General features: G+C 41.5%; 25 protein-coding genes. 21 read left to right on the forward strand and 4 right to left on the reverse strand.

Annotated features, from left to right (window positions below; genetic code table 11):
- The first annotated feature begins 63 nt into the window (after positions 1-63).
- The 10 genes from coaBC to spoVM are packed head-to-tail and all read left to right on the forward strand — an operon-like array spanning position 64 to position 11,107.
- Positions 64-1,272 carry a bifunctional phosphopantothenoylcysteine decarboxylase/phosphopantothenate--cysteine ligase CoaBC gene (gene coaBC, locus B1K71_RS08925; RefSeq protein ID WP_077326090.1) on the forward strand — a complete coding sequence of 403 codons (1,209 nt, stop codon included), beginning with the start codon at positions 64-66 and terminating at the stop codon, positions 1,270-1,272.
- Positions 1,269-3,677: a primosomal protein N' gene (gene priA / locus B1K71_RS08930; RefSeq protein WP_077326092.1), complete on the forward strand. Its 2,409-nt coding sequence runs from the start codon at positions 1,269-1,271 to the stop codon at positions 3,675-3,677. Before coaBC ends, priA begins: the two co-directional genes overlap by 4 nt.
- Before the next feature lie 15 nt (positions 3,678-3,692).
- The gene (fmt, locus tag B1K71_RS08935) at positions 3,693-4,634 is read left to right on the forward strand and encodes a methionyl-tRNA formyltransferase (protein ID WP_175631880.1); all 942 of its coding nucleotides are present in this window, start codon (positions 3,693-3,695) and stop codon (positions 4,632-4,634) included.
- Between the two features lie 3 nt (positions 4,635-4,637).
- The gene (rsmB, locus tag B1K71_RS08940) at positions 4,638-5,984 is read left to right on the forward strand and encodes a 16S rRNA (cytosine(967)-C(5))-methyltransferase RsmB (RefSeq protein ID WP_077326094.1); all 1,347 of its coding nucleotides are present in this window, start codon (positions 4,638-4,640) and stop codon (positions 5,982-5,984) included.
- A gap of 44 nt (positions 5,985-6,028) precedes the next feature.
- Complete coding sequence (locus tag B1K71_RS08945; protein WP_077326096.1) at positions 6,029-6,784, forward strand: Stp1/IreP family PP2C-type Ser/Thr phosphatase; 756 nt, start codon at positions 6,029-6,031, stop codon at positions 6,782-6,784.
- Entirely contained in the window at positions 6,784-8,790 is a 2,007-nt protein-coding gene (gene pknB / locus B1K71_RS08950; protein ID WP_077326098.1) for a Stk1 family PASTA domain-containing Ser/Thr kinase, read from the forward strand. The genes B1K71_RS08945 and pknB overlap by 1 nt, the downstream gene beginning before the upstream one ends.
- Positions 8,791-9,663 (forward strand): ribosome small subunit-dependent GTPase A, encoded by an 873-nt coding sequence (gene rsgA / locus B1K71_RS08955; protein WP_077326100.1) that lies wholly within the window; start codon positions 8,791-8,793, stop codon positions 9,661-9,663. It begins immediately after the preceding gene.
- A gap of 1 nt (position 9,664) precedes the next feature.
- A complete protein-coding gene (gene rpe / locus B1K71_RS08960) occupies positions 9,665-10,324 on the forward strand; it encodes a ribulose-phosphate 3-epimerase (protein ID WP_077326102.1) in 660 nt (219 codons plus the stop codon).
- 2 nt (positions 10,325-10,326) lie between these two features.
- Positions 10,327-10,992 carry a thiamine diphosphokinase gene (locus tag B1K71_RS08965; RefSeq protein WP_077326104.1) on the forward strand — a complete coding sequence of 222 codons (666 nt, stop codon included), beginning with the start codon at positions 10,327-10,329 and terminating at the stop codon, positions 10,990-10,992.
- 31 nt (positions 10,993-11,023) lie between these two features.
- Positions 11,024-11,107: a stage V sporulation protein SpoVM gene (gene spoVM, locus B1K71_RS08970; RefSeq protein WP_077326106.1), complete on the forward strand. Its 84-nt coding sequence runs from the start codon at positions 11,024-11,026 to the stop codon at positions 11,105-11,107.
- 314 nt (positions 11,108-11,421) lie between these two features.
- Here spoVM and rpmB read toward each other — a convergent pair whose 3' ends face one another.
- On the reverse strand, positions 11,422-11,610 hold the full coding sequence (gene rpmB, locus B1K71_RS08975; protein WP_077326108.1) for a 50S ribosomal protein L28: 189 nt from the start codon (positions 11,608-11,610) through the stop codon (positions 11,422-11,424).
- Between the two features lie 233 nt (positions 11,611-11,843).
- Between rpmB and B1K71_RS08980 the strand changes: the two genes are divergently transcribed.
- Both B1K71_RS08980 and B1K71_RS08985 read left to right on the forward strand, forming a co-directional pair.
- Complete coding sequence (locus tag B1K71_RS08980; RefSeq protein WP_077326110.1) at positions 11,844-12,206, forward strand: Asp23/Gls24 family envelope stress response protein; 363 nt, start codon at positions 11,844-11,846, stop codon at positions 12,204-12,206.
- Positions 12,207-12,242: 36 nt separating this feature from the next.
- On the forward strand, positions 12,243-13,904 hold the full coding sequence (locus B1K71_RS08985; protein WP_077326112.1) for a DAK2 domain-containing protein: 1,662 nt from the start codon (positions 12,243-12,245) through the stop codon (positions 13,902-13,904).
- Between the two features lie 99 nt (positions 13,905-14,003).
- On the opposite strand, the gene B1K71_RS08990 is transcribed toward B1K71_RS08985, so the two are convergent.
- Both B1K71_RS08990 and B1K71_RS08995 read right to left on the reverse strand, forming a co-directional pair.
- Positions 14,004-15,296: an NCS2 family permease gene (locus tag B1K71_RS08990; protein WP_077326114.1), complete on the reverse strand. Its 1,293-nt coding sequence runs from the start codon at positions 15,294-15,296 to the stop codon at positions 14,004-14,006.
- A 148-nt stretch (positions 15,297-15,444) separates the two neighbouring features.
- Positions 15,445-16,767 (reverse strand): DUF2252 domain-containing protein, encoded by a 1,323-nt coding sequence (locus tag B1K71_RS08995; protein ID WP_077326116.1) that lies wholly within the window; start codon positions 16,765-16,767, stop codon positions 15,445-15,447.
- 169 nt (positions 16,768-16,936) lie between these two features.
- Between B1K71_RS08995 and sdaAB the strand changes: the two genes are divergently transcribed.
- The 9 genes from sdaAB to rnc all read left to right on the forward strand — a co-directional run bounded on the left by sdaAB (position 16,937) and on the right by rnc (position 25,065).
- Entirely contained in the window at positions 16,937-17,599 is a 663-nt protein-coding gene (gene sdaAB / locus B1K71_RS09000) for an L-serine ammonia-lyase, iron-sulfur-dependent subunit beta (protein WP_077326118.1), read from the forward strand.
- Between the two features lie 75 nt (positions 17,600-17,674).
- A complete protein-coding gene (gene sdaAA / locus B1K71_RS09005; RefSeq protein ID WP_077326119.1) occupies positions 17,675-18,550 on the forward strand; it encodes an L-serine ammonia-lyase, iron-sulfur-dependent, subunit alpha in 876 nt (291 codons plus the stop codon).
- A 15-nt stretch (positions 18,551-18,565) separates the two neighbouring features.
- Positions 18,566-20,599, forward strand: coding sequence for an ATP-dependent DNA helicase RecG (recG, locus tag B1K71_RS09010; protein WP_077326121.1), 2,034 nt, complete (start codon positions 18,566-18,568; stop codon positions 20,597-20,599).
- Positions 20,600-20,700: 101 nt separating this feature from the next.
- The gene (gene fapR / locus B1K71_RS09015; protein WP_077326123.1) at positions 20,701-21,294 is read left to right on the forward strand and encodes a transcription factor FapR; all 594 of its coding nucleotides are present in this window, start codon (positions 20,701-20,703) and stop codon (positions 21,292-21,294) included.
- Complete coding sequence (gene plsX, locus B1K71_RS09020) at positions 21,278-22,282, forward strand: phosphate acyltransferase PlsX (RefSeq protein WP_077326125.1); 1,005 nt, start codon at positions 21,278-21,280, stop codon at positions 22,280-22,282. The genes fapR and plsX overlap by 17 nt, the downstream gene beginning before the upstream one ends.
- Positions 22,279-23,220 (forward strand): ACP S-malonyltransferase, encoded by a 942-nt coding sequence (gene fabD, locus B1K71_RS09025; RefSeq protein WP_077326127.1) that lies wholly within the window; start codon positions 22,279-22,281, stop codon positions 23,218-23,220. Before plsX ends, fabD begins: the two co-directional genes overlap by 4 nt.
- Positions 23,220-23,960, forward strand: a complete 741-nt coding sequence (gene fabG, locus B1K71_RS09030) for a 3-oxoacyl-[acyl-carrier-protein] reductase (RefSeq protein WP_083954086.1) — start codon at positions 23,220-23,222, stop codon at positions 23,958-23,960. The genes fabD and fabG overlap by 1 nt, the downstream gene beginning before the upstream one ends.
- Positions 23,961-24,051: 91 nt before the next feature.
- Positions 24,052-24,288 carry an acyl carrier protein gene (gene acpP, locus B1K71_RS09035; RefSeq protein WP_077326131.1) on the forward strand — a complete coding sequence of 79 codons (237 nt, stop codon included), beginning with the start codon at positions 24,052-24,054 and terminating at the stop codon, positions 24,286-24,288.
- 96 nt (positions 24,289-24,384) lie between these two features.
- A complete protein-coding gene (gene rnc, locus B1K71_RS09040; protein ID WP_077326133.1) occupies positions 24,385-25,065 on the forward strand; it encodes a ribonuclease III in 681 nt (226 codons plus the stop codon).
- Positions 25,066-25,167: 102 nt separating this feature from the next.
- On the opposite strand, the gene B1K71_RS09045 is transcribed toward rnc, so the two are convergent.
- Positions 25,168-25,395 carry a DUF1128 domain-containing protein gene (locus tag B1K71_RS09045; RefSeq protein ID WP_077326135.1) on the reverse strand — a complete coding sequence of 76 codons (228 nt, stop codon included), beginning with the start codon at positions 25,393-25,395 and terminating at the stop codon, positions 25,168-25,170.
- Positions 25,396-25,478 lie beyond the last annotated feature (83 nt).

Here is a 25,478-nt window from a genome sequence, read left to right on the forward strand (position 1 = left end):
CTGAACATGGCCGTAAACTGATATTTGAACGAATTTGAGGGGCTTTGCCAGGAGGTATGAAACATGCTGCAGAACAAAAATGTATTATTGGGAGTCTCCGGGGGAATCGCCGCGTATAAGGCATGCGCATTAACGAGCAAACTGACCCAGCAGGGAGCAAATGTGAAAGTTATCATGACGGAAAGTGCAACAAAATTTGTATCCCCGTTAACGTTTCAGGCATTATCCCGTAATCCTGTATACACCGACACGTTTGATGAAAAGAATCCGAAAAAAATTGCCCATATTGATATTGCTGACTGGGCGGATATTGCAATAATTGCCCCTGCCACCGCAAATATTATTGGAAAAATGGCCAATGGAATTGCTGATGAAATGTTATCAACAACGCTGCTTGCAACACAGGCGAGTGTATATATTGCACCGGCTATGAATGTTCATATGTATGCACATCAGGCCGTAATTGCTAACATGAAGAAACTGGAATCGTGGGGGTATCATTTTATCGAACCCGGTGCTGGCTATCTGGCGTGCGGATATGTCGGAAAGGGACGTCTGGAGGAACCGGAAACCATTATTGAAACGATTAAGAATCACCAGGCAGGAAGTGCTCTGTTTTCCGGTAAGAAAGTACTTGTTTCGGCAGGCCCTACACGGGAAAACATTGACCCTGTCCGCTTTTTCAGTAATCGCTCGTCCGGGAAGATGGGATTTGCAATAGCGGAAGCTGCCGCCAATATGGGCGCCGAAGTAACGTTGGTGGCCGGTCCGAGTCAAGAGGAAATTTCGAATAACAATATTAAACGAATCGATATAACGACTGCTGCCGAGATGTATGAAGCGATGCTGAAGTATTATAATGGAAGTGATATCGTTGTGAAGGCAGCTGCAGTCGCGGATTACCGCCCTAAGGAAACATATGCCGGGAAAATGAAAAAACAGGCAGGGGATTGGAATATTCAGATGGAGCGGACGAATGATATTTTACAAACACTAGGAGACAGGAAAGAAAATCAATTCCTGGTCGGGTTTGCAGCGGAAACATCCAACCCATTGGATTATGGCAAGAAAAAGTTGAAGAAAAAAAATCTTGATGCCATCGTAATCAATAATGTTGCTGCTGAGGGAGCCGGTTTCAGCGGTGACACAAACGTTGTGACATATGTAAATAAGCAGGACGAGACAAAAAATCTGGAATTAGCATCAAAACAGGATATCGCCAATAAAATCATGCAATTCATTTCAAATGATATGAAGGGTGAAACAATGTGAATATCGCAAAGGTAATTGTTGATGTTCCTGCGAGTTCCATTAATCAGACATTCGATTATCTGATTCCGGACAAATATACGGATATTCTTGTAGCCGGCATGCGGGTGATTGTTCCTTTTGGGCCAAGGAAAATTATGGGGTTCGTCGTAGATAAAGCAACCGAATCTTCCTTTGATTCGTTGAAAGAAATCATTGAGGTCCTTGATTTGACACCAGTCCTGACTGATGAACTTATTGATTTGGGAAGATGGCTTGCGGAGGAGACCCTCAGTCTATATATAACTGCTTTTCAGGTTATGCTGCCGCAGGTTTTAAAAGCCCGGTATAAAAAGGAATTGGAGCGAATGACTGATGATAAGCTTACCCCTGAATTGGAAGCATTTTTTGCGGGTCGGGATTTTATTCCATACGAAGAACTTGATAATTCGGTCATTAGCTACTATCAGATACAAAAGGCTATTCAAGATGGCGATGTTGCAGTTAATTACCTTGTGAAGTCAAGAATAACAAAAAAGCAAGTGACCATGATCAAGCCGAACCGTGAACCGTATTTGCTTGAGGAAGTTTATCGGGAACTGCCGGGCAATGCTAAAAAACAGCAGAAGCTGCTTCGTTTTTTTATTGAAAACCCGCAAGAAATAGAACAAAAAAAGCTGATGAAAAAAATGAACACAACACGTTCGGTCATTAAGTCGTTGCTTGATAAGCAATTGCTTATTGCATCCCAGAAAGAAATCTACCGCAATCCATATGATGATAGTGCCTTTGAAAAAACAGAGCCTCTTGAACTGACACAGGAACAAAAGGAAGCAATTACCCCAATCCGGCGATCTGTACAGGAAGATCAACATGATGTGTTTCTTGTTCATGGTGTCACGGGCAGCGGGAAAACGGAAATCTATTTGCAGGCGATTCAGGACGTGATCGAAAAAGGAAAGGAAGCAATTGTACTTGTACCGGAAATTTCGTTAACTCCTCAAATGGTGAATCGTTTTAAAGGAAGATTTGGTTCTAATGTCGCGGTTATGCACAGTGCGTTGTCAAGTGGGGAAAAATATGATGAATGGCGGCGTATACAACGGAAAGAAGTTCAGGTTGTCGTTGGAGCACGATCGGCAATTTTTGCTCCATTCAAAAATCTTGGTATTATCATAATCGATGAGGAGCATGAGAACAGCTACAAACAAGAGGACAACCCCCGCTACCATGCAAGGGATGTTGCAATTCACCGCGGTGAAATACATAAGTGTCCCGTTGTGCTTGGCAGCGCGACACCGACATTAGAATCGTATGCACGTGCACATAAAGGGGTTTACAAACTTGCTACATTAAAGAAACGAACCAATGAAAAGGATATGCCGAGTGTTGAAATTGTTGATATGCGGAATGAATTGCACGAAGGCAACCGTTCTATGTTTTCCGTGACATTGAAAGAAAAAATGGAGAGCCGCATTGCCAAAGGGGAACAAATTGTTCTGCTTTTAAACAGAAGAGGGTATTCAACGTTCGTAATGTGTCGAGACTGTGGGCATGTAACGGAATGTCCGCATTGTGATATTGCATTGACATATCATAAAAACAGCAATCGGTTAAAATGCCATTATTGTTCTTATGAAGAACCAATGCCAGTACGATGTCCATCCTGCAACAGTGATCTTATCCGGTTTTTCGGGACGGGTACACAGCGGATTGAAGAGTCGCTGGTACAATTAATTCCCGAGGCACGGGTGATCCGCATGGATGTGGACACTACACGAAGAAAGGGAGCACACGAAAAACTGTTAAACCAGTTTGCGAATAAGGAAGCGGATATTCTGCTTGGCACACAGATGATTGCCAAGGGACTCGATTTTGCCAATGTCACACTGGCAGGTGTACTGACAGCAGATTCCATGCTTCATTTACCGGATTTCCGTTCATCTGAAAAAACATTCCAACTGTTGACACAAGTAAGCGGAAGGGCTGGGCGCCATGATCTTCCGGGAGAAGTGATTATCCAGTCGTATACACCGGAGCATTACAGTATCCAACTGGCAAGTCATTATGATTTTGTGCAATTTTACCGGAATGAAATGAATACACGAAAGAAATTTCAATACCCGCCATATGTGTTTTTGACATTAATTACAGTTTCACATCAAAATCATGTCACCGTAGTCCAGACAGCACAGCGGATTGCACAGCTGCTACAGCAATACATGGAGGACAATACGGTGGTACTCGGGCCAACACCATCTCCAATTACCAGGATGAAAGATAGATATCGCTATCAATGCATGATAAAATACAAGAATGAACCAAACTTACGGAAAATAATAAAAAAAATCATCCGTCAATACGATGAGGATGTCCGAAAAAACGATTTGCAAATACATGTGGATATGCAGCCGTACCAATTGATGTAGAAGGAGAGTATTCCAGTGAAAAAAATAGTATTTATGGGAACACCGGACTTTTCAGTGCCAATTCTTCAGTCTCTTGCAAATGCATCTTATGAGATTGTCCTGGTTGTCACACAGCCGGACCGTCCAAAAGGCCGCAAGAAAAAAATAACACCGCCTCCCGTGAAAGTGGCGGCAGAGGAACTGGAGATTCCTGTGTATCAGCCTGAAAAACTTCGAAATGAATATATGAAAATCCTTTCGTTTGAGCCGGATTTGATCGTTACAGCTGCATATGGTCAACTTCTGCCCAAGGAATTGCTGGAAGCACCCAAGTATGGGTGTATCAATGTTCATGCATCCTTATTGCCTGAGTTGCGCGGAGGAGCGCCAATTCATTACGCAGTATTACAAGGCGAGAAAGAGACAGGAATTTCAATCATGTATATGGCCGAAAAGCTTGATGCAGGCGATATCCTTGCACAAAAACGTGTTCCTATTACATCAATAGACCATGCTGGCTCCATGCATGACAAACTGTCTGAAGCAGGTGCTGAATTGTTACTGGATACACTTCCAAAATTGGCAGCAGATGACATTGAGCCAATTAAACAAGATGAATCATTGGCTACATTTGCCTCCAATATTAAACGGGAACAGGAGAAGATTGATTGGACCAAAAGTAACCTGGAGATCTATAACCAAGTTCGTGGATTGCATCCTTGGCCAGTTGCATTTACGACGTATCAGGATGCAAACATGAAAATATGGTGGGGAGAACCCGACAATGAAGTGTATGATGGCAAATCAGGCGAAATTGTCAAGGTAATTGACCAGGAAGCTTTTGTCGTTCAGTGCGGTAACGGGAAAGGCCTGCGAATTACCGAAATCCAACCGGCGGGAAAAAAGCGTATGGCAGTAAAACAATACTTACAGGGGTCCCCGGATCGTATTAAAACGGGAACAAAAATGGGTGAGTAAGGTATGAAGAAATACAATTTACGAGAAGCAATCATTGATCTATTGCTTCGGATCGATCGGGACAGCGGGTACAGTCACCTGCTCATTGATCATGAAATAAATTCAAGGAAGATCTCTCCAAAAGATGGTGCGCTTCTGACGGAAATAGTGTATGGTACGATTCAAAGGAAAATGACCTTGGATTATTATCTGGATGCATATTTAAATAATAAGAAAAAAATTCAGCCATGGGTGTACATGCTGCTTCGTATGTCAATCTATCAAATGGTATTTTTGGATAAAGTACCAGATCATGCTGTGATTCATGAAGCGGTTGAGATTGGAAAAGAACGTGGTCATAAGGGAATTGCTTCGTTTGTGAATGGGGTGCTTCGCAATTTTCAACGAAAAGGAATTCCGGATATGTCGGATGTGAAATGCGCATCGAAACGATTGTCCATTGAAACCAGTCACCCGGAATGGCTGATTAATCGCTGGGTGGATATGTATGGTTTCGAAACGACAAAGGCGATGTGCCATGCAAACCTGACACGGAAACCACTTTCCATAAGAGTTCAACCATTAAAGATCACAAGGGAAAAGGTGATGGATGAGTTGACGAGGCTTGGTTTTGAAATACGACAATCCCCGCTGTCAGATCAAGGCATTATCATTGATAAAGGCAATATCCTGCATACTGACCTATTTAAGGAAGGTTATGTCACGATTCAGGATCAAAGTTCTATGCTTGCCGGGGACATGCTTCAAGCTGAACCGGGAATGGAAGTGTTGGACGCCTGCAGTGCACCGGGAGGTAAAGCAACTCATATTGCCGAAACGATGGAGAATCAAGGATTCATCAATGCCTATGATTTACATCAAAAAAAAGTAAGGTTGATTAAAGAAAAAGCAATGTTACTTGATTTAACCATTATCGAGGCCAATCAGGGGGATGCAAGAAAACTGCAGCAAGTACATAAGGAAGAAACCTTTGACCGGATTTTGATTGATGCACCTTGTTCCGGATTGGGAGTTATTCGGGGGAAACCTGACATTAAATACAATAAAACAGAAAAGGATATTCATCAGCTCACGCAGATACAGTCGGACATATTGGATGAGGCAGCACCGCTTTTGAAAAAGGGCGGACTACTGATATATAGTACGTGTACAGTTGATACAAGCGAAAATAATGAAGTAGTTCATGCGTTTTTAGAGCAGCATCCGGAATTTCAGATTGATCAGAGTCTTTTTGAAGATATTCCAGGTGTTCTTAGCGGAACAGAGGGGTGTACAGATGCAGGGGTGCAGCTTTTTCCACAAACCTTAAGTACAGATGGTTTTTTTCTGACGCGGTTCATTAAAACGTGAATCTGCACTTAAACATGGCCGTTTAATAAAAGGGGTGATATCAAATGAAAGGTCAATTTCTAACAGATACCGGCAGGGTAAGAAGTCATAATGAAGATTCCGGCGGCATTTTTTACAATAGTGCCGGTCAAATGCTCGCTGTGATTGCCGATGGGATGGGTGGACATCAGGCAGGAGATGTTGCAAGTCAAATGACAACAGAGCTAATGAAGGAAGCATGGGAGAAGGCCGGGGAAATGGAATCGCCGGAAAAAATGGAAAAGTGGCTTTCAGAATCAGTGACTCGCATTAATAACGCTGTTTATGAACATGCAATGAATCATGAAGAATGTTTTGGGATGGGGACTACAATTGTTGGTGTAGCCTGTATAAAAGATTTTACCACAGTTGTACACATAGGTGACAGCCGGTGTTATATTTTAAATGACGATGGTTTCAAACAAGTAACAGAAGATCATTCTTTTGTTAATGCGTTAGTTCAATCCGGTGAAATTTCCAAGGATGACGCACAGTATCACCCACGAAAAAACGTGGTACTAAAAGCATTGGGAACAGAAAGTCATATTGAACCTGATGTCCGTACCGTATGTCTGGATCCCGGCAATAAAATTCTTCTGTGTTCAGACGGACTGACAGATAAAGTTGAAGACAACGAACTCGAGAAAATCCTTCAGGAAGAGGCTGACCTGCAGGTTACCGGAGACCAGATGATTGATTTAGCAAATGAACGGGGTGGAGAGGATAATATTTCGCTTGTTTTGCTTTATCATGAAACACCCGAGAAAGAGGGTGAATCCTAGTGCTGAATGGTCACCTGTTAAATGAACGTTATAAAATAACAGAAACAATTGGCGGCGGCGGGATGGCCAACGTATATCTGGGAACAGATATTATCCTTGATCGGGAAGTGGCAATCAAAGTACTTCGAATGGAATATGCACACGACGAGGAATTTATCGCGCGGTTTGATAGAGAGGCAAAGGCAGCAACCAGCTTATCTCATCCGAATATCGTAAATATTTATGATGTTGGTGAGGAAGATGACATACTCTACATGGTTATGGAGTATGTGGATGGGATGACATTGAAGGAATACATACAGCGATATGGGCCGATTGATATTGAAAAATCATTGGATATTATGAAACAAATCACTTCGGCCATCGCACATGCACATGCGAATGGCATTGTGCATCGGGATATAAAGCCCCAGAATATTTTGATTGATACGTACGGTCAGGTGAAAGTAACAGACTTTGGAATTGCTATGGCATTAAGTGCAACTGCATTGACACAGACGAATTCTGTAATGGGGTCTGTCCATTACTTATCCCCTGAGCAAGCACGCGGCGGAATGGCGACAAAGAAATCAGATGTCTACTCTTTAGGGATTGTTCTGTTTGAATTATTGACGGGCCGATTGCCGTTTTCGGGTGAAACACCAGTATCGATTGCATTAAAGCATTTACAAAGCGATACACCTTCTGTTAAAAGGTTTAATCCGGATGTTCCGCAAAGCGTTGAAAATATTGTACTCAAGGCAACGGCTAAGGATCCATTTCACCGTTTTGATACGGTATATGATATGGAATACAGCCTGGATACGGCCCTTGAACCAGATAGAATGAATGAGGAAAAATTCACCCCTCCTGATGAAGAAGGGGAGGAAACGAAGGCAATCCCTATTATTACAGATACAGCTATCAATTCTGAAGGTAACGATGAAACAATTGTTAATAATTCAACGAAAAGTACCAAGCCTTATGAAGGTAAGGTTAAAAAAGATAAAAAGAAAAAAGAGAAGAAAAAAAAGCCAAAGCGCAAGAAAAAGAAATGGATCATTATCTTAACCATTTTATTCTTGTTATTACTTCTTGCTGCAGGATCATTTTATGTTTATGCATATTATTTGAAGCCCCAGGATGTCAGTGTACCAGATGTATCTGAAATGGAGTATGAAGAAGCTGTCAGTAAGCTTCGGAAGCTTAATTTGGAGACTGAACGCAAAGAACGCTACTCTGAAAAAATCGAAGAAGGCTATGTGATTCGTACAGACCCAAGTGCGGATAGCACAGTTAAGGAGGGATCAACAGTTTCCTTAATCGTAAGCAAGGGAAAGGAAAAAGTGACCTTTGATGACTATGTCGGAAAAGACTTAAGTCAGGTCAAGCAACTTCTTGAGGGTAAAGGTTATGAGGTTATTGCTTACGATAAATATTCCGATCAGTCTGCCGGTCAGATTGTTACACAGATACAGCCGACGCCAGGTACCGAAGTTGTTCCAAGTGAAACGACGGTGATTTTTGAAAAAAGTATCGGACCGGATATGATCTCAGTGTATAATTTAATGGGAATGACAAAAGAAGAAGCAATCGGAACATTGAGTGACCAGGGACTTCAGGCGAATATTATCGAAGAACATTCCGAAAATACACCGGAAGGAGAAGTTATCCGGCAGGACCCTAAACCATATACGGAGTTGAATGACGGTGATACGGTAGATGTTTATATCTCACTGGGGCCGAAAGATTTACCGCCAAAAAATTATACAGCTGAATTTAAAGTTCCATATGAACCGGAAGAAGAACCGAAAAATAAGAATAAACCAGTTGAACAGAATGTTAAAATTTATATTGGTGATAAAAATCATTCCATTTCGGAAGTATTTAAGGAAGAAACAATCACTAAGGATAAGAAGTATTCCATCACCCTCACAATCGCACCGGATAGTGTAGCGGAATACAAGGTGATTCGCGGTGATGATATTATTATTAATGAATCTATTCCATACGAGGAAGGTGAATAAATGGCATCGGGCAGAATAATTAAGGCGATAAGCGGATTTTATTATGTGAAATCCGGAGATGAAACAGTGGAATGTAAAAGCAGAGGTGTATTCCGCAAAAAGAAAATAACACCACTGGTCGGCGACTTTGTTGAATTTGATCGGGATGAGGCGTATATCCTGGAAGTTAATGAAAGACGAAACAGCCTTATCCGGCCGCCCGTAGCCAATATCGATCAGGCTATTATTGTAAGTTCTGCCCTTATGCCTGATTTTAATCCTTTATTGTTGGATCGTTTTCTAGTACGTATTGAATCAAAAGGAATTTCGCCTATTATATTTATAACGAAAAAAGACCTTATCACGGATGTGCAGCAGTCGGCGATTACGGACTATTTGAACACATACCGGAAAATTGGATACCAAGTGGAATTGCTCACATCGAAACAATCCGTTGATCTGACATATCTGTATCATTATTTTTCCGAAAAAGTATCAGTAATTGCCGGGCAATCAGGTGTGGGGAAGTCCTCTTTTTTGAATGCTATTAATCCTTCCCTTGCATTAAAGACGGATGATATTTCAAGGAGTCTTGGCAGAGGGAAACATACGACAAGACACGTCGAACTTGTAGAAGTTGGCGGCGGCCTGGTGGCGGACACCCCTGGATTCAGTACATTGGATGTCGATGAGATTGCTGCCGCCGACCTGGATGATTGCTTCCCGGAAATAAGGGATAGAAAACACGACTGTAAATTCCGCGGATGTCTCCATCATAAGGAACCGAAATGTGCTGTGAAACAAGCAGTCGACAGTGGAGAAATTTCATCGTTCAGATACGACCATTATATAAGTTTTCTGAATGAAATATATGAACGAAAGCCGAGGTATTAATATGACAAAAATAGCGCCTTCCATTTTATCAGCAGACTTTTCCAAGCTGGGGGAAGAAATTCGTGATGTGGAACAAGCAGGAGCAGATTACATCCATGTTGATGTAATGGATGGTCACTTTGTTCCAAATATTACAATTGGACCATTGATTGTTGAGGCAATTAAGCCGGTGACCAAGTTGCCGCTGGATGTTCATTTAATGATTGAAAATCCGGATGCTTTTATACCACAGTTTGCAGAAGCGGGTGCATCCATAATTACGGTACATCAGGAGGCATGTGTTCATTTACACCGAACATTGCAATTGATACGTAATAGCGGGGTGAAACCAGGTGTAGTCATTAATCCGGCAACACCACCGGAATTGATTAAAGAAATTTTGCCTGAGGTTGATTTAGTATTAATCATGACGGTGAACCCGGGTTTTGGCGGACAATCATTTATTCATCAGGCTGCACGTAAAATTGAAACAGTTGCAAGATGGAGAAAAGAACTGAATTTATCGTTTGAGATCGAAGTGGATGGCGGTGTTAATCCTGAAACTGCCAGTATTTGTACTGATGCAGGAGCGGATGTCCTGGTTGCCGGAAGTGCTGTCTTTAAAAAGACGGACCGTAAACAAGCTATGGATACCATACTGGCTGCAACTGAGGGTAAATAAACATGCTGACAGTGGGAATAGTCGGAAACGGTCCAATCGAGCATATTCCTCTTCTTAAATCATATGATAGTGTAGATGTTTGGATAGGAGCCGACCGCGGTGCTATAACGATCATTGAAAATGAATGTAAGCCCGCTTATGCAGTAGGTGATTTTGATTCGATTTCTGTTCGTGAAAAGGCTGCAATAAAACAGCGTGCTGAAAATTTTTTAGAATTCCCGGTTGAAAAGGACCAGACTGATTTGGAGCTAGCCTTGTGGAAAGCATTCGAACTGCATCCAAACTGCATTTATATGTTTGGTGTAACAGGCGGCCGTCTTGATCATGCCATGATAAATATGCAGCTTCTTTATCAGGTGTTGAACAGAGATATTAAGGGGATTATCGTGGATAGACAAAATCAGCTGGAATTAGCTGATCCCGGGGAACATGTCATCGTCAAGCACGATCAATACCCAAATGTTTCATTTGTGCCTTTTACGCCGGATATTAAGGGATTAACCCTTACCGGTTTTTATTATCCATTGAGGGATCAAACGATTTCATGGGGATCCACTCTTTGCATATCGAACAAGCTTCTTTCAAAAAGTGGTACTTTTTCATTCAAGGAAGGCATACTATTAGTAATAAAGAGTCGTGATGCTGAAACTGATGCGATTCCAAGGTGAGCTTTGTTTGAATGGAGGAGGCGGAGAACTCATGAAATTTTATACTATTAAACTCCCACGGTTTATCGGCGGATTTGTCCGGGTTATAATCGGTACATTTAAAAAAGATAATTAAGCTGAACCTGCTTTTGTCAAATTTTTTGGCAAAAGCTCATTTTTTGGCAGACAAGACTTAAGGCTTTAGAAGTATTTTAAGTAAGGGAATTTTCCGGATCAGTAGAAAATGTTGTTATTGGGACAACCCGTACTGGTATTGAAAAATGTTCCGAATGAATACATTGATTTTTACTGATGGAGCGGGGGACTTCCGTAATGTTAATTTTCCATTGGCAAAATTGTATAATTTCCGATAGAACGCAAAAAGCACCCTGTAAAATGGGTGCTTTCTTAACATAGACTAATGATAAAGTTGTACATCATGCAGATATATTATACGCGCTCTACTTTACCTGATTTCAGGGCACGAGCAGATACGTAAACACGTTTCGGCTTGCCGTCTACCATAATACGAACTTTCTGCACATTAGCTTTCCAATTACGCTTGTTGGAATTCATAGCGTGAGAACGTTTGTTACCACTGCGAGTTTTACGTCCAGTTACAACACATTTTCTAGCCATGGTAATCCCTCCTACTCTTCACAAGTGTCTTTCAATACTTATACAATTTATCATAAGTATCCTCTGATTGCAATGTTTATAGGAAATTAGTGCAAAGAAAAATTGCTTGACAGAATATGCGAAATCGTCCATTGTTATAATGGGCTAACACTGATGGTTTTGCAATACTTTTAAATTTTATTTGCTTGTAGTAAAATACCTTTATAATGAAAGGGTATTAAAGGAGGATAATGATGTCCATTGAACTTAATACAAATGACGGTCAGGTAACTATCACAAATGAAGTGATTGCCACTATTGCCGGCGGGGCAGCCATTGAATGCTACGGGATTGTCGGAATGGCATCGAAAAGCCAGATACGGGATGGACTTGCCGAGATCCTCAGGAAAGAAAATTTTTCAAGAGGAATTATTGTACGACAGGAAGACAATCATCTTCATATTGATATGTATATTATCGTCAGTTATGGAACAAAGATTTCCGAAGTGGCGCACAATGTCCAATCACAGGTGAAATATACATTGCATAAATCACTGGGATTATCGATTGATTCAGTAAATATTTATATTCAAGGTGTTCGGGTGGCAGCGGAATAAACGTTGCCCCATTGCAGTAATGGAGGAGGAAGTATAGTGACGTTACAGACGTTGAATGGCGAAACTTTTGCGCAAATGGTACTCTCAGGAGCACACCATTTAACGAATAACGCCCAGAAAATCGATGCATTAAATGTATTTCCTGTGCCGGACGGTGATACCGGTACAAATATGAATTTATCGATGACATCTGGGGCAGATGAAGTGAAAAAGATTGACAAAGGAAACATATCAGTAGTTGCTAACGCTTTTGCAAAAGGTCTTTTAATGGGAGCAAGGGGAAATTCCGGTGTAATTTTATCCCAATTATTCCGTGGGTTTGCCAAAGGTATGGATAATAACTCAGCGTTAAGCAACAAGGATTTGGCCGATGCTTTTGAAAGCGGCGTATCAACGGCATACAAAGCAGTTATGAAGCCGGTTGAAGGAACTATATTGACCGTTGCCAAAGATGCAGCAAATACTGCTGTAGATGTTTCCAAGAAAGAAGAAGATGTAATCGCTTTAATGGAGCGAGTTGTGAAAGAGGCAAAGGATTCATTGAAGCGGACACCTGATCTTTTACCTGTTTTAAAAGAAGTGGGTGTAGTTGATTCCGGCGGGCAAGGTCTGGTAACGATTTATGAAGGGTTCCTTGCCGCACTTAAAGGCGAAGAATTGCCGGAGCATGTCGCCGATGAAGCAGAAATGGAAGAGATGGTCAATGCTGAGCATCACAAAGTTGCTCAGGATTTTATGGATACATCCGAAATCGAATTTGGATATTGTACTGAATTTATGGTGAAATTTGAGCAGAAAAAATTAAATGAAAATCCATTTGATGAAGAGGCTTTTCGTAAGGAATTGAGTGAACATGGTGACTCACTGCTTGTTGTTGCGGATGATGAGATTGCCAAGGTTCATGTTCATGCGGAGTATCCGGGCAACGTGATGACAATCGGTCAGCGTTATGGAAGTTTAATCAATATGAAGATAGAAAATATGCGTGAACAGCATACTGCGATTGTCGGTGATGAGCAAAAAAGTACTGCAGGTGAACAAGCCGAATACGGAATTGTAACAGTTGCAATGGGTTCGGGTTTGAAAACTTTATTTGAAAGTCTTGGTGCATCTGTTGTTATTGAAGGCGGACAGACGATGAATCCGAGCACACAGGATATTGCGGATGCTATTGAACAGGCAAATGCAAAGAATGTACTTATTTTGCCAAATAACAAGAACATTGTCATGGCTGCGGAACAGGCTGCTGAGCTTGCTGAAGCGAATGCGAAAGTTGTGCCAACCAAATCAATTCCGCAGGGGATAAGTGCATTACTCGCATTTCATCCTGAAGCAGCTATAAAAGAAAATCAGGAAGCGATGGATGATGCAGGGGCACAGGTGAAAACAGGACAAGTTACATATGCTGTCCGTGATACCCAAATAGATGGCATCACCATTGAAAAGGATCATTTTATGGGAATAGCTGATGGGCAGATTAAGGCATCCAATCAGGATAAAATTGAAACTGTTAAATTGCTCCTAAAAGAAATGATTACCGAGGATGATGAAATACTTACCATTCTTCAGGGTGAAGAGGCAAGTGATGAAGAAGTGGATGCAATCGTGAACTTTGTGGAAGACGCATATCGTGATATTGAGATTGAATTGCATAAAGGAAACCAGCCGATTTATTCATTTATTTTTTCAGTGGAGTAGTAAGTTTTCGATGATAATGCAAAATATCCCAAATCTCTTATGGAGATTTGGGATATTTTTATTTTTATAATCGGCGGTCCCCGAAGCGCGGTTAATATGCTATATTCCAGCAATTTTCATGATAAAGTCAACGATAAACAGTGCTGAGACCGCCATTAATACGCCTGTTAATTCTTTTTGTCTGCCGAGTGCAATTTTGACAATCGGATATGCGATAAATCCAAATGCCATTCCATCAGCAATACTGTATGTGAATGGAATCATAACAACAATCAGGAATGCCGGCAATGCTTCTGATAAATCATCCAATGGAACGTGCCGGATATTCTGAGCCATTAGTACACCTACAATGATCAGTATCGGACTTATGGCAGTGGCCGGAATCATTGAAATCCACGGAATGATAAATATCGTGGCCAAAAATAACAATCCAGCTGTCAATGCGGATTTTCCGCTTCTTCCTCCTGATGTGATCACAGCTGTATTCTCTGCAGCGGTAACAGTTGGTGATGTGCCAAGGAATGCACAGGTCAATGCTGAAATAGCAGTTGTTTTGTATGCCGTTTTAAAATTACTATCGTTTTGCAGCATATGAAGCTGTCCATTTAGCAATCCCATATTTTCGAAAATCAAAATAATGGTAAGCGGGAAAATAGCCAGCCAAAACGAAAGTTCTCCAATAGCTGAAAACGATGGCATCCAGATCATGTCACCTAATTTCACATCTACAGCGCTGGTGGCTGTTCCTGCATCAAGTATTCCGAATACAGACGCAAGGATTGTTCCACTGATCATAGTAATCAGAAAGTTTGCGGGAATGTTTTTAATGAACAAAAATATTGCAATAAAAAGTGTCAATAAGCTGACGATAACCTCCGGAGAAGAAAAATCTCCAATTGCAATAAGGGTATGTTCACCGCTGACAACGAGACCGCTTTTTTCCAATCCGATCAGAATCAGGAAAAAGCCAAGCCCGACGGTGATCGCATGTTTCAGCGATTCCGGGATTGCCCGCCTTAACAAGGTTCCCAGTCTGCTGAAAGATGTTATTAAAAACAATATGGAAGCAATTAGAATAACGGCAAGTCCTTCTTGAAGTGTCATTCCTGCTCCTTCAACAATGGAATAAACAAATAATGCATTTATTCCCATTCCCGGTATAATAATCAGTGGCAACCGTGCTATTAGACCCATTAGAATGGTTCCAATGAAACTTGCAATAATTGTCGCAATCATCCCGCTTTCAAGCGGCATACCGGTTTCACTTAATATGGATCCGTTGACTGCAACTATATAAACGGTAGTCAGATAGCCGATTACTCCGGCAGTGATTTCAGTCCGCCAACTCTTTGCAGCAGTATGCAATTTGCTGCCCGCTTGTTTGTATGGCATGAAATCTCCTCATATTCTGTTGTCCCTCTCCCACCCGATTATACGTAAATAATCCACAATAGATTATTATAGGATTCAGTTGTTGGAAAGTCAACAACTCTATCCCTCGACATTAGAAATGGCCGCTTTGGTTCAAGCGGCCATAGGATCATATATTATACTTATTTTGGCACCAATCTGTGAAAAGCTCAAAATCTTCCTTGACCTGACCTTTATAAAAGATTGATGCGGCAATCATTTGTGCCATAAAACCGTCATATTCATCGCCGATTGCATCTATAATCTCTTCTTCACTCTGGTGGGTGAGAATCAGTTCATCGGCACGTGCGTGTGCTTTAGCCGTTACTCTGCCCATCATTTCCACCGTCTCGCTCATATTTTCCATTGAGCTTAAATCGCTTGGGTCAACTCCTTCGTCATATGGGGAGTTTTCCCGTACATAAAAGTGATGATTACCAATCGTAAAATAGCCCAAAAAGGGATCCTGCAAATATTGCATTGCCTTTTGTGCGGTTATAACCCGTTTTCCCTGATGAAACGGATGATCTGAGAAAAGTTCGTCATAAGGGAAGAAATGTGTAGCAGCGGGCATACGCGCCTCTTTTGCCTCCAGAACAAGATCCCCCTGGTCACCCTTCATATCTCCCTCAATCAAAATGTAATACCGGGTCAAACCGATAGAACCAGTTCCTGCACCAAGTTTTTTAACGACGTCCTTAATATTGTAAAATGCATTGGGCTGCTTGTTTTGAGGTTCAACTGAATTAATATATTCATTCCAATTTTCCTCTAATTCCAGTCGTTCTTCAGCTGACAAATGCACAAGGCCTTCCATTTCCCGGAATTTCCGGTCATTGCCATTAACGGTGGTTATAGCGTTCAGTATTTCGTTGGATTCCCGGTTAGGCAATTCCTTCACAACTTTTAATACAGGTCCTTTTGTGTTGGATTCGTCAAAATTCAACGTATCCGGTTGTTCGCCGTTTGTTGCAAATTCTTTCAACTGGCTATAATATTTTTCGAGGTACGTTTTGATTAATTTGTATTGTGCATCCTCATCAAATCCTAACTCTTCACTGTAAAGTGCAACGCTTACCGTCATTCGAAGGACATCGTACAAATATGAACCAAAGTATCCTTCATCAAAATCGTTTGTATCATAAACAACATGTCCTTCCCGGTTTTTGAAGGCACCGAAGTTTTCAAAATGCAAATCACCCTGCAGCCACGTCGGTTTATCAACAGGTGTATGGTAGGCTAAAGGCATGTTTGTGATATCATAATAAAACAAAAATGCACTGCCACGGTAAAATTGAAATGCGCTGTTTAACATTTTGTTATATTTTCGGATTCGTTTTTCACTGTCAAGACCGGTTATTTCCCCGTCAAATTCATCAAAAATCGTTGCAATCGTCTCTTTACGCAATTTTTTTCTTACATTAATAATTTGATCTGTCAGATTTTCAGTCATGATTATTTCCTCCTTTGAATTCGCAAGACGAAACAGTTCCATCATAATAGAAAATAAAATTGATGGTAAAGTGAAACACATTCGTTACCCATAACATGATTCCTGCTAAGGGATTTGTTATAATGGAGAATGGAACATTATTAAAACAGACAATTGGTGGTGTTGTGTTGTGAAGTATAATTCAGTATTTGATATAATCGGTCCGGTGATGATTGGACCATCAAGCTCACATACAGCAGGAGCTGCCCGGATTGGAAAAGCTGCCCGAAACTTATTTGGAAACGAGCCGAAATGGGCCCGTATACATCTCTATGAATCTTTTGCTAAAACATATAAAGGACATGGGACAGATTTTGCTCTCGTAGGCGGACTTTTAGGTTATGAGACGGATGATCCGCGAATGAGTAAAGCACTTGAAGCTGCTGAAGAAAAAAATATTTCGATTGAATTTATTGAAGACAGTGCAGGGACAAATCACCCAAATACTGCACGGCTGATTATTGGTGATGATGATGACCAGCTGGAATTGGTTGGTATTTCAATTGGCGGCGGTAAAATTGAAATTACAGAACTGAATGGATTTGAACTGCGTCTCTCCGGGAACCATCCGGCAATATTAATCATGCATAATGACCGATTTGGTGCCATTGCATCTGTAACAAAAATTCTTGCAAAATATGAAATTAATATTGGCCATATGGAAGTAAATCGCAAAGATGTCGGTAAAGAAGCGTTAATGATTATTGAAGTCGATCAGAATGTGGAAGATTCAGTACTGAAGGAACTGGAAGATGCCGAACATATTATTCGGATTTCGAAAATTGTTTCCTGAATCTATTTTACAGATAGATAAATGACAGCGTTTTAAAAAACAGTATGTGTATGCATCAAGAGAGGAGTTGTTAATATGTTTCGAACGGTTGCAGAATTAGTCGAGATAGCCGAAAAGGAAAATATATTGATTTCAGAAGTTATGATACGTCAGGAAATGGATGTAAAAGATAAATCACGTGAAGATGTTTTTGCTGATATGGAGAAAAACCTGGATATAATGGAAAAGGCGGTAGAAGATAGCCTTAAAGGGGTACAGTCTGTTACCGGTTTGACCGGTGGAGATGCTGTGCTCATCCAAAAGTATATGGAAGAAAAGAAGCCGCTGTCCGGGAATTTAATGATGGATGCGGTAAGCAAAGCGATGGGTACCAATGAAGTGAATGCTGCAATGGGAACCATTTGCGCAACACCTACGGCAGGGAGTGCCGGTTGTGTTCCGGGAACATTATTTGCTGTTAAAAATCAATTGAATCCAACAAGGGAACAAATGGTCAGGTATTTATTTACTTCCGGAGCTTTTGGGTTTGTTGTGGCGAATAATTCGTTTATTTCCGGTGCTGCGGGGGGATGTCAGGCCGAGGTTGGATCAGCGGGTGCTATGGCCTCTGCTGCTATTGTGGAAATGGCAGGCGGAACTCCACAGCAGTCAGCTGAAGCGTTTGCCATGACACTGAAGAATATGCTCGGGCTTGTCTGTGATCCGGTTGCCGGTCTTGTGGAAGTGCCGTGTGTGAAACGGAATGCAGGTGGGTCGTCACTCGCAATTGTATCCGCTGATATGGCATTGGCCGGTGTGACCAGCAGAATTCCTTGTGATGAAGTAATTGGTGCTATGTATCGGATCGGTAAACAAATGCCATCCAGTTTACGTGAGACAGGTGAAGGTGGCTTGGCCGATACACCTACAGGCCGTTTGCTGAAAGAGAAAATATTCGGGATGTCTGTATAGAAAGAGTGATGAAATATGCTAAGTGAACCGGTAACAGCAATAGCGGGGGTAGGTGAAAAATTCGCCGAAGACTTGTCCGTTTTGAAAATTTATACGGTGGGAGATTTGCTGAACTATTTCCCCTACCGTTATGATGTATTTGAAATAAAACCGCTTAGCGAATTAATTCATGAAGATAAAGTAACCATCGAGGGGAAGGTGCTCCATGAGCCTTCCCTCAATTTTTATGGAAAGAAAAAATCACGCCTGGCTTTTAATGTTGAGGTGGAAGGAATTGCCGTGAAGGCGGTTATGTTTAATCGGGCATTTGCAAAAAAACAAATTAATACGGGCGATACGATGACATTGACCGGGAAATGGGATGCACATCGTCTGCAGATTACCGTCAGCAATTACAAAAAAGGTCCGGCGGCAGAGCAGGCAGAAATCCAACCATTGTATTCACTAAAAGGCGATGTTACCAATTATAAGCTGAAAAAAGCAGTTAAGACCGGAATCAGGGATTATGCAAATACGGTAGATGAAATTTTGCCCGAGCAGTATTTGGAGTCGTATAAGCTTCCCGTTCGACGGGATGCACTTGTGACCATGCATTTTCCCAATAGCAGGATTGATTTGAAACATGCAAGACGCCGCTTCATTTATGAAGAGTTTTTACTATTCCAGCTTAAAATGCAGTTATTGCGTAAACTGAAAAGAGAGTCTACGCACGGGAATGCACAGCATTATGATGCTGCCTTGCTTCGTGACTTTATTGACAGCTTTCCTTTCACGTTAACAAATGCACAGCAAAAATCACTCAATCAGATTCTGGCTGATATGAAATCGGCCTATCGTATGAACAGACTTTTGCAAGGTGATGTTGGGTCAGGGAAAACAGCGGTGGCTGCTATTTGCCTTTATGCAGCATTAACTTCCGGAAAACAAGGTGCCTTGATGGTGCCAACAGAAATATTGGCTGAACAACATTTCGAATCATTGACAGAGCTCTTTGGAGAAAAGGCATCAATTGTTTTATTGACTGGATCTGTGAAAGGGAAAAAACGAAAGGAATTAACTGCTGCTATTGAGGAGCACGAGGCAGATATCGTAATCGGTACACATGCACTTATACAGGATGACGTGAATTTTGCTGATCTTGGTTTTGTGATTGTTGACGAGCAGCACCGATTCGGAGTTGAGCAGCGCCGCACATTACGGGATAAAGGACTAAATCCGGACGTTTTGTTTATGACCGCCACTCCTATCCCACGTACATTGGCAATTACCGCTTTTGGGGATATGGATGTATCTGCGATTGATGAAATGCCATCAGGCAGGAAAGAAATTGAAACGTACTGGGCAAAAGAGAATACACTTGAACGTGTTCTTCAATTTATTGAAAAACGGGTATCAGCGGGTGAACAGGCATATGTTATTTGTCCGCTCATTGAGGAATCGGATAAAATGGATATTCAAAATGCGGTTGATCTTTATAATCAACTCGAAGAATTTTATGGATCAAATTTAACTGTCGGACTTATGCATGGACGCCTTTCTTCCGATGAAAAAGAAGAAACGATGAAACAATTCGCCGAAAATGAAGTACAGGTATTAGTATCCACCACTGTAGTTGAAGTTGGGGTCAATGTTCCAAATGCTACTATTATGGTTATTTATGATGCGGAACGGTTTGGACTCTCCCAGCTTCACCAGTTGCGGGGAAGAGTTGGCCGTGGTGAGAAACAAAGCTATTGTATTTTGATTGCTGATCCAAAAGGGGAAACAGGCAAGGAAAGAATGCGGATTATGACGGAAACAAACAATGGTTTTGAACTGTCTGAACAGGATCTCAAGCTGCGCGGTCCGGGAGATTTTTTTGGCAAAAAACAGAGTGGTCTTCCTGATTTTAAGGTTGCTGATATGATCCATGACTACCGTGCGCTGGAAACAGCAAGACAGGATGCGCAGGAAATTATTGAACACAATCTGCTGGATGAAAATGCCGCATTTTATCCGTTACGCATCCGTTTGGAAAACGAGCAAATGCTTCGTGACAAACTTGATTAATGGATAGGTTGCATATTCTTATGTGGTATTATATATTACTATTAGTACCAAGTCATAGTTTTAATGTGAATTGCTAAATTGATATGGATGGTGCGCAACTAATGAAAATCAGTAAAGTAAAGCGGCAGCACTTATTGAAAGAAACGATTGAAAAAACACCTTTTATTACGGATGAAAATCTTGCCCAAAAATTCGGTGTAAGCATACAGACGATACGGCTTGACCGGATGGAACTTGCGATTCCGGAATTGCGTGAACGGATTAAATCCGTAGCAACCTACCAGTGGAATGAAACTGTTAAGGCACTTCCCCTGGATGAAGTAATCGGGGACATCATTGATCTTGAATTGGACAGACGTGCGATATCCATTTTAGTTATTGGGAAGGAACATGTCTTCTCCAGGAATAAGATTGCACGGGGGCATCATTTGTTTGCACAGGCAAATTCACTTGCTGTTGCAGTAATCAATGACGAACTGGCATTAACGGCAAAATCCGAACTGAAGTTTATGCGGCAGGTAAAAGAAGGGGAGCGTGTTGTCGCAAAGGCTATAGTGGAAGGAAACAGTGAAAAGGGATTGACCATTGTTCGGGTCAATAGTTTTGTAGATAATGAGAAGGTTTTTACCGGATTATTTCACATGTACAGATCACACGATCATAAAGGAGACAATCCGAATGAGAATAGCAATTGATGCTATGGGAGGCGACCATGCCCCTGATGAAATTGTTTCAGGTGCACTGGAAGCAGTTTCCCGTATTAGCGATTTGAATATTACATTGGTTGGAAATGCGACAAAAATTAAAGCATCATTAAATGGTGCAGCGAAAAATATAACGATTATCCATACAGATGAAGTGATTACTGCTGATGATGAGCCTGTCCGGGCGGTAAGAAGGAAAAAGAATGCATCACTGGTACTGACAGCGAAGGAAGTAAAAGAGGGTAAAGCCGATGCATGCATTTCAGCCGGGAACACTGGCGCATTAATGAGTGCAGGTTTGTTTGTAGTGGGAAGAATTCCTGGAATTGATCGTCCGGCATTGAGCCCAACGTTGCCGACGATGGACGGCAAAGGATTCCTGCTGCTCGATGTAGGAGCAAATGTCGATGCAAAGGCACATCACCTAGTCCAATATGCCATCATGGGCTCTGTTTACAGTGAAAAGGTCCGCTCCATTGAAAAGCCGCGGGTAGGTCTTTTAAATGTTGGAACAGAAGATGGGAAAGGAAACGATCTGACTAAAAAGGCTTTCGCACAATTATCAGCTGCTCCAGTTAATTTCATTGGCAACGTGGAAGCACGTGATATTTTGGGCGGGGTGGCTGATGTGATTGTGACGGATGGCTTTAGCGGAAATATCGCCCTAAAAACAATAGAAGGCACAGCGATGACAATGTTTTCCATGCTTAAGGAAACATTCATGTCATCGATGAAGACGAAAATTGCAGCAGGCATGGTGAAAAGTGACTTAAGCGGCCTGAAGAATAAACTCGATTACTCCGAATATGGCGGTGCAGGATTATTTGGGCTCGCGGCACCTGTCATTAAAGCACATGGGTCATCAAACAGCCGTGCAATCTATAATGCGATTAAACAGGCAGCCCATATGGTGGATCACCATGTAACGGATACAATACAATCGACTATAAAAGATTTGGACAAGGGGGAGAACGAATGAAGCGCATCGCGTTTATGTTTCCCGGTCAAGGCTCACAAGCAGTCGGCATGGGAAAAGCATTTTATGATGAGTACCCGGAAGTAAAGGAATTGTTTCATGAAGCAGATCAATTGCTGGGAAAGGACATTTCAAAACTTATGTTCGAAGGTCCTAAAGAAGAACTGACCGAGACGGAAAATGCCCAGCCTGCATTACTGTTATCAAGCATTGCCGCCCATATGCTGTTAGTCAAAGAGGAAGTGCAGCCAGTTATGGCAGCCGGTCACAGTTTGGGAGAATACACCGCATTGGTTGCTGCAGGGGCTATTTCATTTGAGGGTGCATTGCCACTCGTGGCCAAAAGAGGCAGGTTAATGGAAGAGGCTTTTCCTAAGGGTCAGGGATCCATGGCAGCAGTACTTGGCATGTCACAGGAGAATATTGAAGAAGTATTACAGAACTTGCCGGATGATGCAGCAGTAGATGTTGCAAATTTGAATTGTCCGGGACAGATTGTCATTTCCGGATCCAAAGAAGGCATTGAGAAGGCATCAGCTTTATTAAAAGACAATGGTGCAAAACGTGTTTTACCGCTTAATGTCAGTGGTCCTTTTCATTCAAGACTTATGAAACCGGCAAACGAGCAATTTTCGAAAGAATTGAATGAAATTGATTTTAACAATGCAAGTATTCCGGTCTATGCAAACGTTACAGCCAATCCGGAAACTGAAAAAGAAGAGATCAAGGACTTGCTCATTCAGCAGCTGTATTCACCGGTTCGTTTTGAGGAATCCATTCGCGGTATGGTTGAAGAAGGTGTTGATGCAATTGTGGAAGTGGGTACAGGTAAGGTTCTAAGCGGTTTGGTACGAAAAATCGACCGCAGTGTTAAAACATTTGCTGTACAGGACCCCGATTCTTTACAGGAATTTCTAACCTGGTACAGGGAGGAATCATAATGCTTGAAGGAAAGAACGCACTTGTAACTGGAGCATCCAGGGGAATTGGCCGTTCCATCGCATTGGAACTGGCAAAAAAGGGAGCGAATGTTGCCGTTAATTATGCTGGAAATGAAGAAAAAGCACAATCTGTAGTTGATGAAATTCAGCAATTGGGTGTAAAATCATTTAAAGTACAGGCTGATGTTGCCGATGAGAAACAAGTTAAATCAATGGTGAAGGAAGCCGCCAGTGAATTTGGCAGCATCGAAATCCTGGTGAATAATGCCGGCGTTACCCGGGACAATTTGTTAATGCGAATGAAAGATGAAGAATTTGATCAAGTCATCAATACGAACCTGAAAGGCGTGTTTCAGTGTACGAAAGCTGTTTCCAGACAAATGATGAAACAGAAATACGGCCGAATCGTAAATGTAGCATCCATAGTTGGAGTGAGCGGAAACCCCGGACAGGCGAATTATGTCGCTGCTAAAGCCGGTGTTATCGGTCTTACGAAATCGACCGCAAAGGAATTTGCTTCACGGAATATTCTCGTCAATGCAGTTGCTCCCGGTTTTATTTCCACCGATATGACAGATGCCTTGACAGACGAGCAAAAAGAAAGCATGCTTGCACTTATTCCGCTTGCAAAACTTGGTACCCCTGAAGATGTGGCAAAGGTCGTCCGCTTTCTTGCATCAGATGATGCGAGTTACATTACCGGCCAGACAATTCATATTGACGGCGGCATGGTCATGTAGTTTGAAAGCAAAAAGTGCCGGGGATTGAAACTGGGCAGTAATAAAAGACAATAACTGTACTAATCAGACTATTGAAAGGAGGTGAAGTATTATGGCAGATGTATTTGATCGAGTAAAAGATATCATCGTGGACCGTTTGGATGTTGACGAATCCAAAGTGACCATGGAAGCCTCTTTCAAAGATGATTTAGAAGCGGATTCTTTGGATGTTGTTGAGCTTGTAATGGAGCTTGAAGATGAGTTTGATATGGAAATCGCTGATGAAGAAGCGGAAAAAATTAATACAGTGGGTGATGCTGTTAATTACATAAACAGTACTCAATCCTAACTATTAATGTTCAGAAAGTCTCGCAAATGCGGGGCTTTCCGTGTATTTGTTTTGTTGAAATGATGATATGAAGAATGAAAAGTGGTGATTATAAACATGAACTTTTCAGCATTACAGGAAAAGCTGAGTATTACGTTTAACAACCATGACTTGCTGAAACAGGCATTTACACATTCATCTTATGTGAATGAGCATCGTGATAAGAAGTTTTCGGATAATGAACGACTGGAATTTTTGGGAGACGCCGTTCTGGAACTGGGTGTATCTCAGTACCTGTTCAAAACGAAACAAAAAATGGCTGAAGGAGATTTAACGAAACTGCGCGCATCCATTGTATGCGAACCATCGCTTGTTAATTTTGCACGTGAATTGAATTTTGGTGAACATATTTTGTTGGGTAAAGGTGAAGAGCAGACAGGAGGGCGTGAGCGTCCAGCATTATTGGCGGATGTTTTTGAAGCATTTCTAGGGGCGCTTTACTTGGATCAAGGTTATGATGAAGCCATGAATTTTTTAGAGAAATTTGTTTTTCCGAAGATCACTACAGGTGCTTTTTCGCATGCGATGGATTATAAAAGTCAGCTTCAGGAGCTTGTCCAACAGCATCGGAATCAAAGTATTGAATACGTTATTACAGGTGAAAAGGGACCTTCCCATAACAAGGAGTTTGTTGCCAAAGTCTTAATTAAGGATGATATGGCTGGAAGCGGATCAGGGCGCACCAAAAAAGAAGCTGAACAGCGGGCAGCGAAAGATGCTCTGGATAAATTTGAATAAGAACAAACTGATAAATGGCTGCCGATGAACGGCAGCCATTATCGTTTGGGAAAAGAAAACTATTTTCGAAAAGAAAGTTGATGATAGCACTTAATACCAATTTTAAGCATTTTTCCTTACTGAACGTAATTCATCGATGAACGCCTGTGTTTCGGAGGCGCTTAATTGTCCTTTTTGTTTGATCATATCGTACATTAGTTTTAATTCACCATATTTTTCCAGATCATAATCATCCGGATCCATAATCTCACGGTTAACGACCTTCAGATTATCAGCAAGTTCATCAAGAATAAATTTCAGGTTTTCTTGAGACGGATTTTCCAAATTCATGTAAACACCTCTGTCTATTTTGATTTTAGAAGCGCAATAAGTCATTTATATGCCTGATATGCCTTCTTTTGTTTCTTTCTTTA

Origin of the sequence: Virgibacillus siamensis (assembly GCF_900162695.1) — a bacterium.
Lineage (GTDB): Bacteria > Bacillota > Bacilli > Bacillales > Amphibacillaceae > Lentibacillus > Lentibacillus siamensis_A.

Excerpts from the sequence above, each read along its gene's own strand:
- fapR (WP_077326123.1), top strand. The coding sequence starts at position 20,701 with ATGAAAATCAGTAAAGTAAAGCGGCAGCACTTATTGAAAGAAACGATT.
- B1K71_RS08965 (WP_077326104.1), top strand. The coding sequence starts at position 10,327 with ATGCTGACAGTGGGAATAGTCGGAAACGGTCCAATCGAGCATATTCCT.
- B1K71_RS08995 (WP_077326116.1), bottom strand. The coding sequence starts at position 16,767 with ATGACTGAAAATCTGACAGATCAAATTATTAATGTAAGAAAAAAATTG.
- sdaAA (WP_077326119.1), top strand. The coding sequence starts at position 17,675 with ATGTTTCGAACGGTTGCAGAATTAGTCGAGATAGCCGAAAAGGAAAAT.
- rsmB (WP_077326094.1), top strand. The coding sequence starts at position 4,638 with ATGAAGAAATACAATTTACGAGAAGCAATCATTGATCTATTGCTTCGG.
- acpP (WP_077326131.1), top strand. The coding sequence starts at position 24,052 with ATGGCAGATGTATTTGATCGAGTAAAAGATATCATCGTGGACCGTTTG.
- rnc (WP_077326133.1), top strand. The coding sequence starts at position 24,385 with ATGAACTTTTCAGCATTACAGGAAAAGCTGAGTATTACGTTTAACAAC.
- spoVM (WP_077326106.1), top strand. The coding sequence starts at position 11,024 with ATGAAATTTTATACTATTAAACTCCCACGGTTTATCGGCGGATTTGTC.
- rpe (WP_077326102.1), top strand. The coding sequence starts at position 9,665 with ATGACAAAAATAGCGCCTTCCATTTTATCAGCAGACTTTTCCAAGCTG.
- recG (WP_077326121.1), top strand. The coding sequence starts at position 18,566 with ATGCTAAGTGAACCGGTAACAGCAATAGCGGGGGTAGGTGAAAAATTC.
- plsX (WP_077326125.1), top strand. The coding sequence starts at position 21,278 with ATGAGAATAGCAATTGATGCTATGGGAGGCGACCATGCCCCTGATGAA.
- rpmB (WP_077326108.1), bottom strand. The coding sequence starts at position 11,610 with ATGGCTAGAAAATGTGTTGTAACTGGACGTAAAACTCGCAGTGGTAAC.
- B1K71_RS09045 (WP_077326135.1), bottom strand. The coding sequence starts at position 25,395 with ATGAATTTGGAAAATCCGTCTCAAGAAAACCTGAAATTTATTCTTGAT.
- fabG (WP_083954086.1), top strand. The coding sequence starts at position 23,220 with ATGCTTGAAGGAAAGAACGCACTTGTAACTGGAGCATCCAGGGGAATT.
- coaBC (WP_077326090.1), top strand. The coding sequence starts at position 64 with ATGCTGCAGAACAAAAATGTATTATTGGGAGTCTCCGGGGGAATCGCC.
- B1K71_RS08945 (WP_077326096.1), top strand. The coding sequence starts at position 6,029 with ATGAAAGGTCAATTTCTAACAGATACCGGCAGGGTAAGAAGTCATAAT.
- fabD (WP_077326127.1), top strand. The coding sequence starts at position 22,279 with ATGAAGCGCATCGCGTTTATGTTTCCCGGTCAAGGCTCACAAGCAGTC.
- rsgA (WP_077326100.1), top strand. The coding sequence starts at position 8,791 with ATGGCATCGGGCAGAATAATTAAGGCGATAAGCGGATTTTATTATGTG.
- B1K71_RS08980 (WP_077326110.1), top strand. The coding sequence starts at position 11,844 with ATGTCCATTGAACTTAATACAAATGACGGTCAGGTAACTATCACAAAT.
- B1K71_RS08990 (WP_077326114.1), bottom strand. The coding sequence starts at position 15,296 with ATGCCATACAAACAAGCGGGCAGCAAATTGCATACTGCTGCAAAGAGT.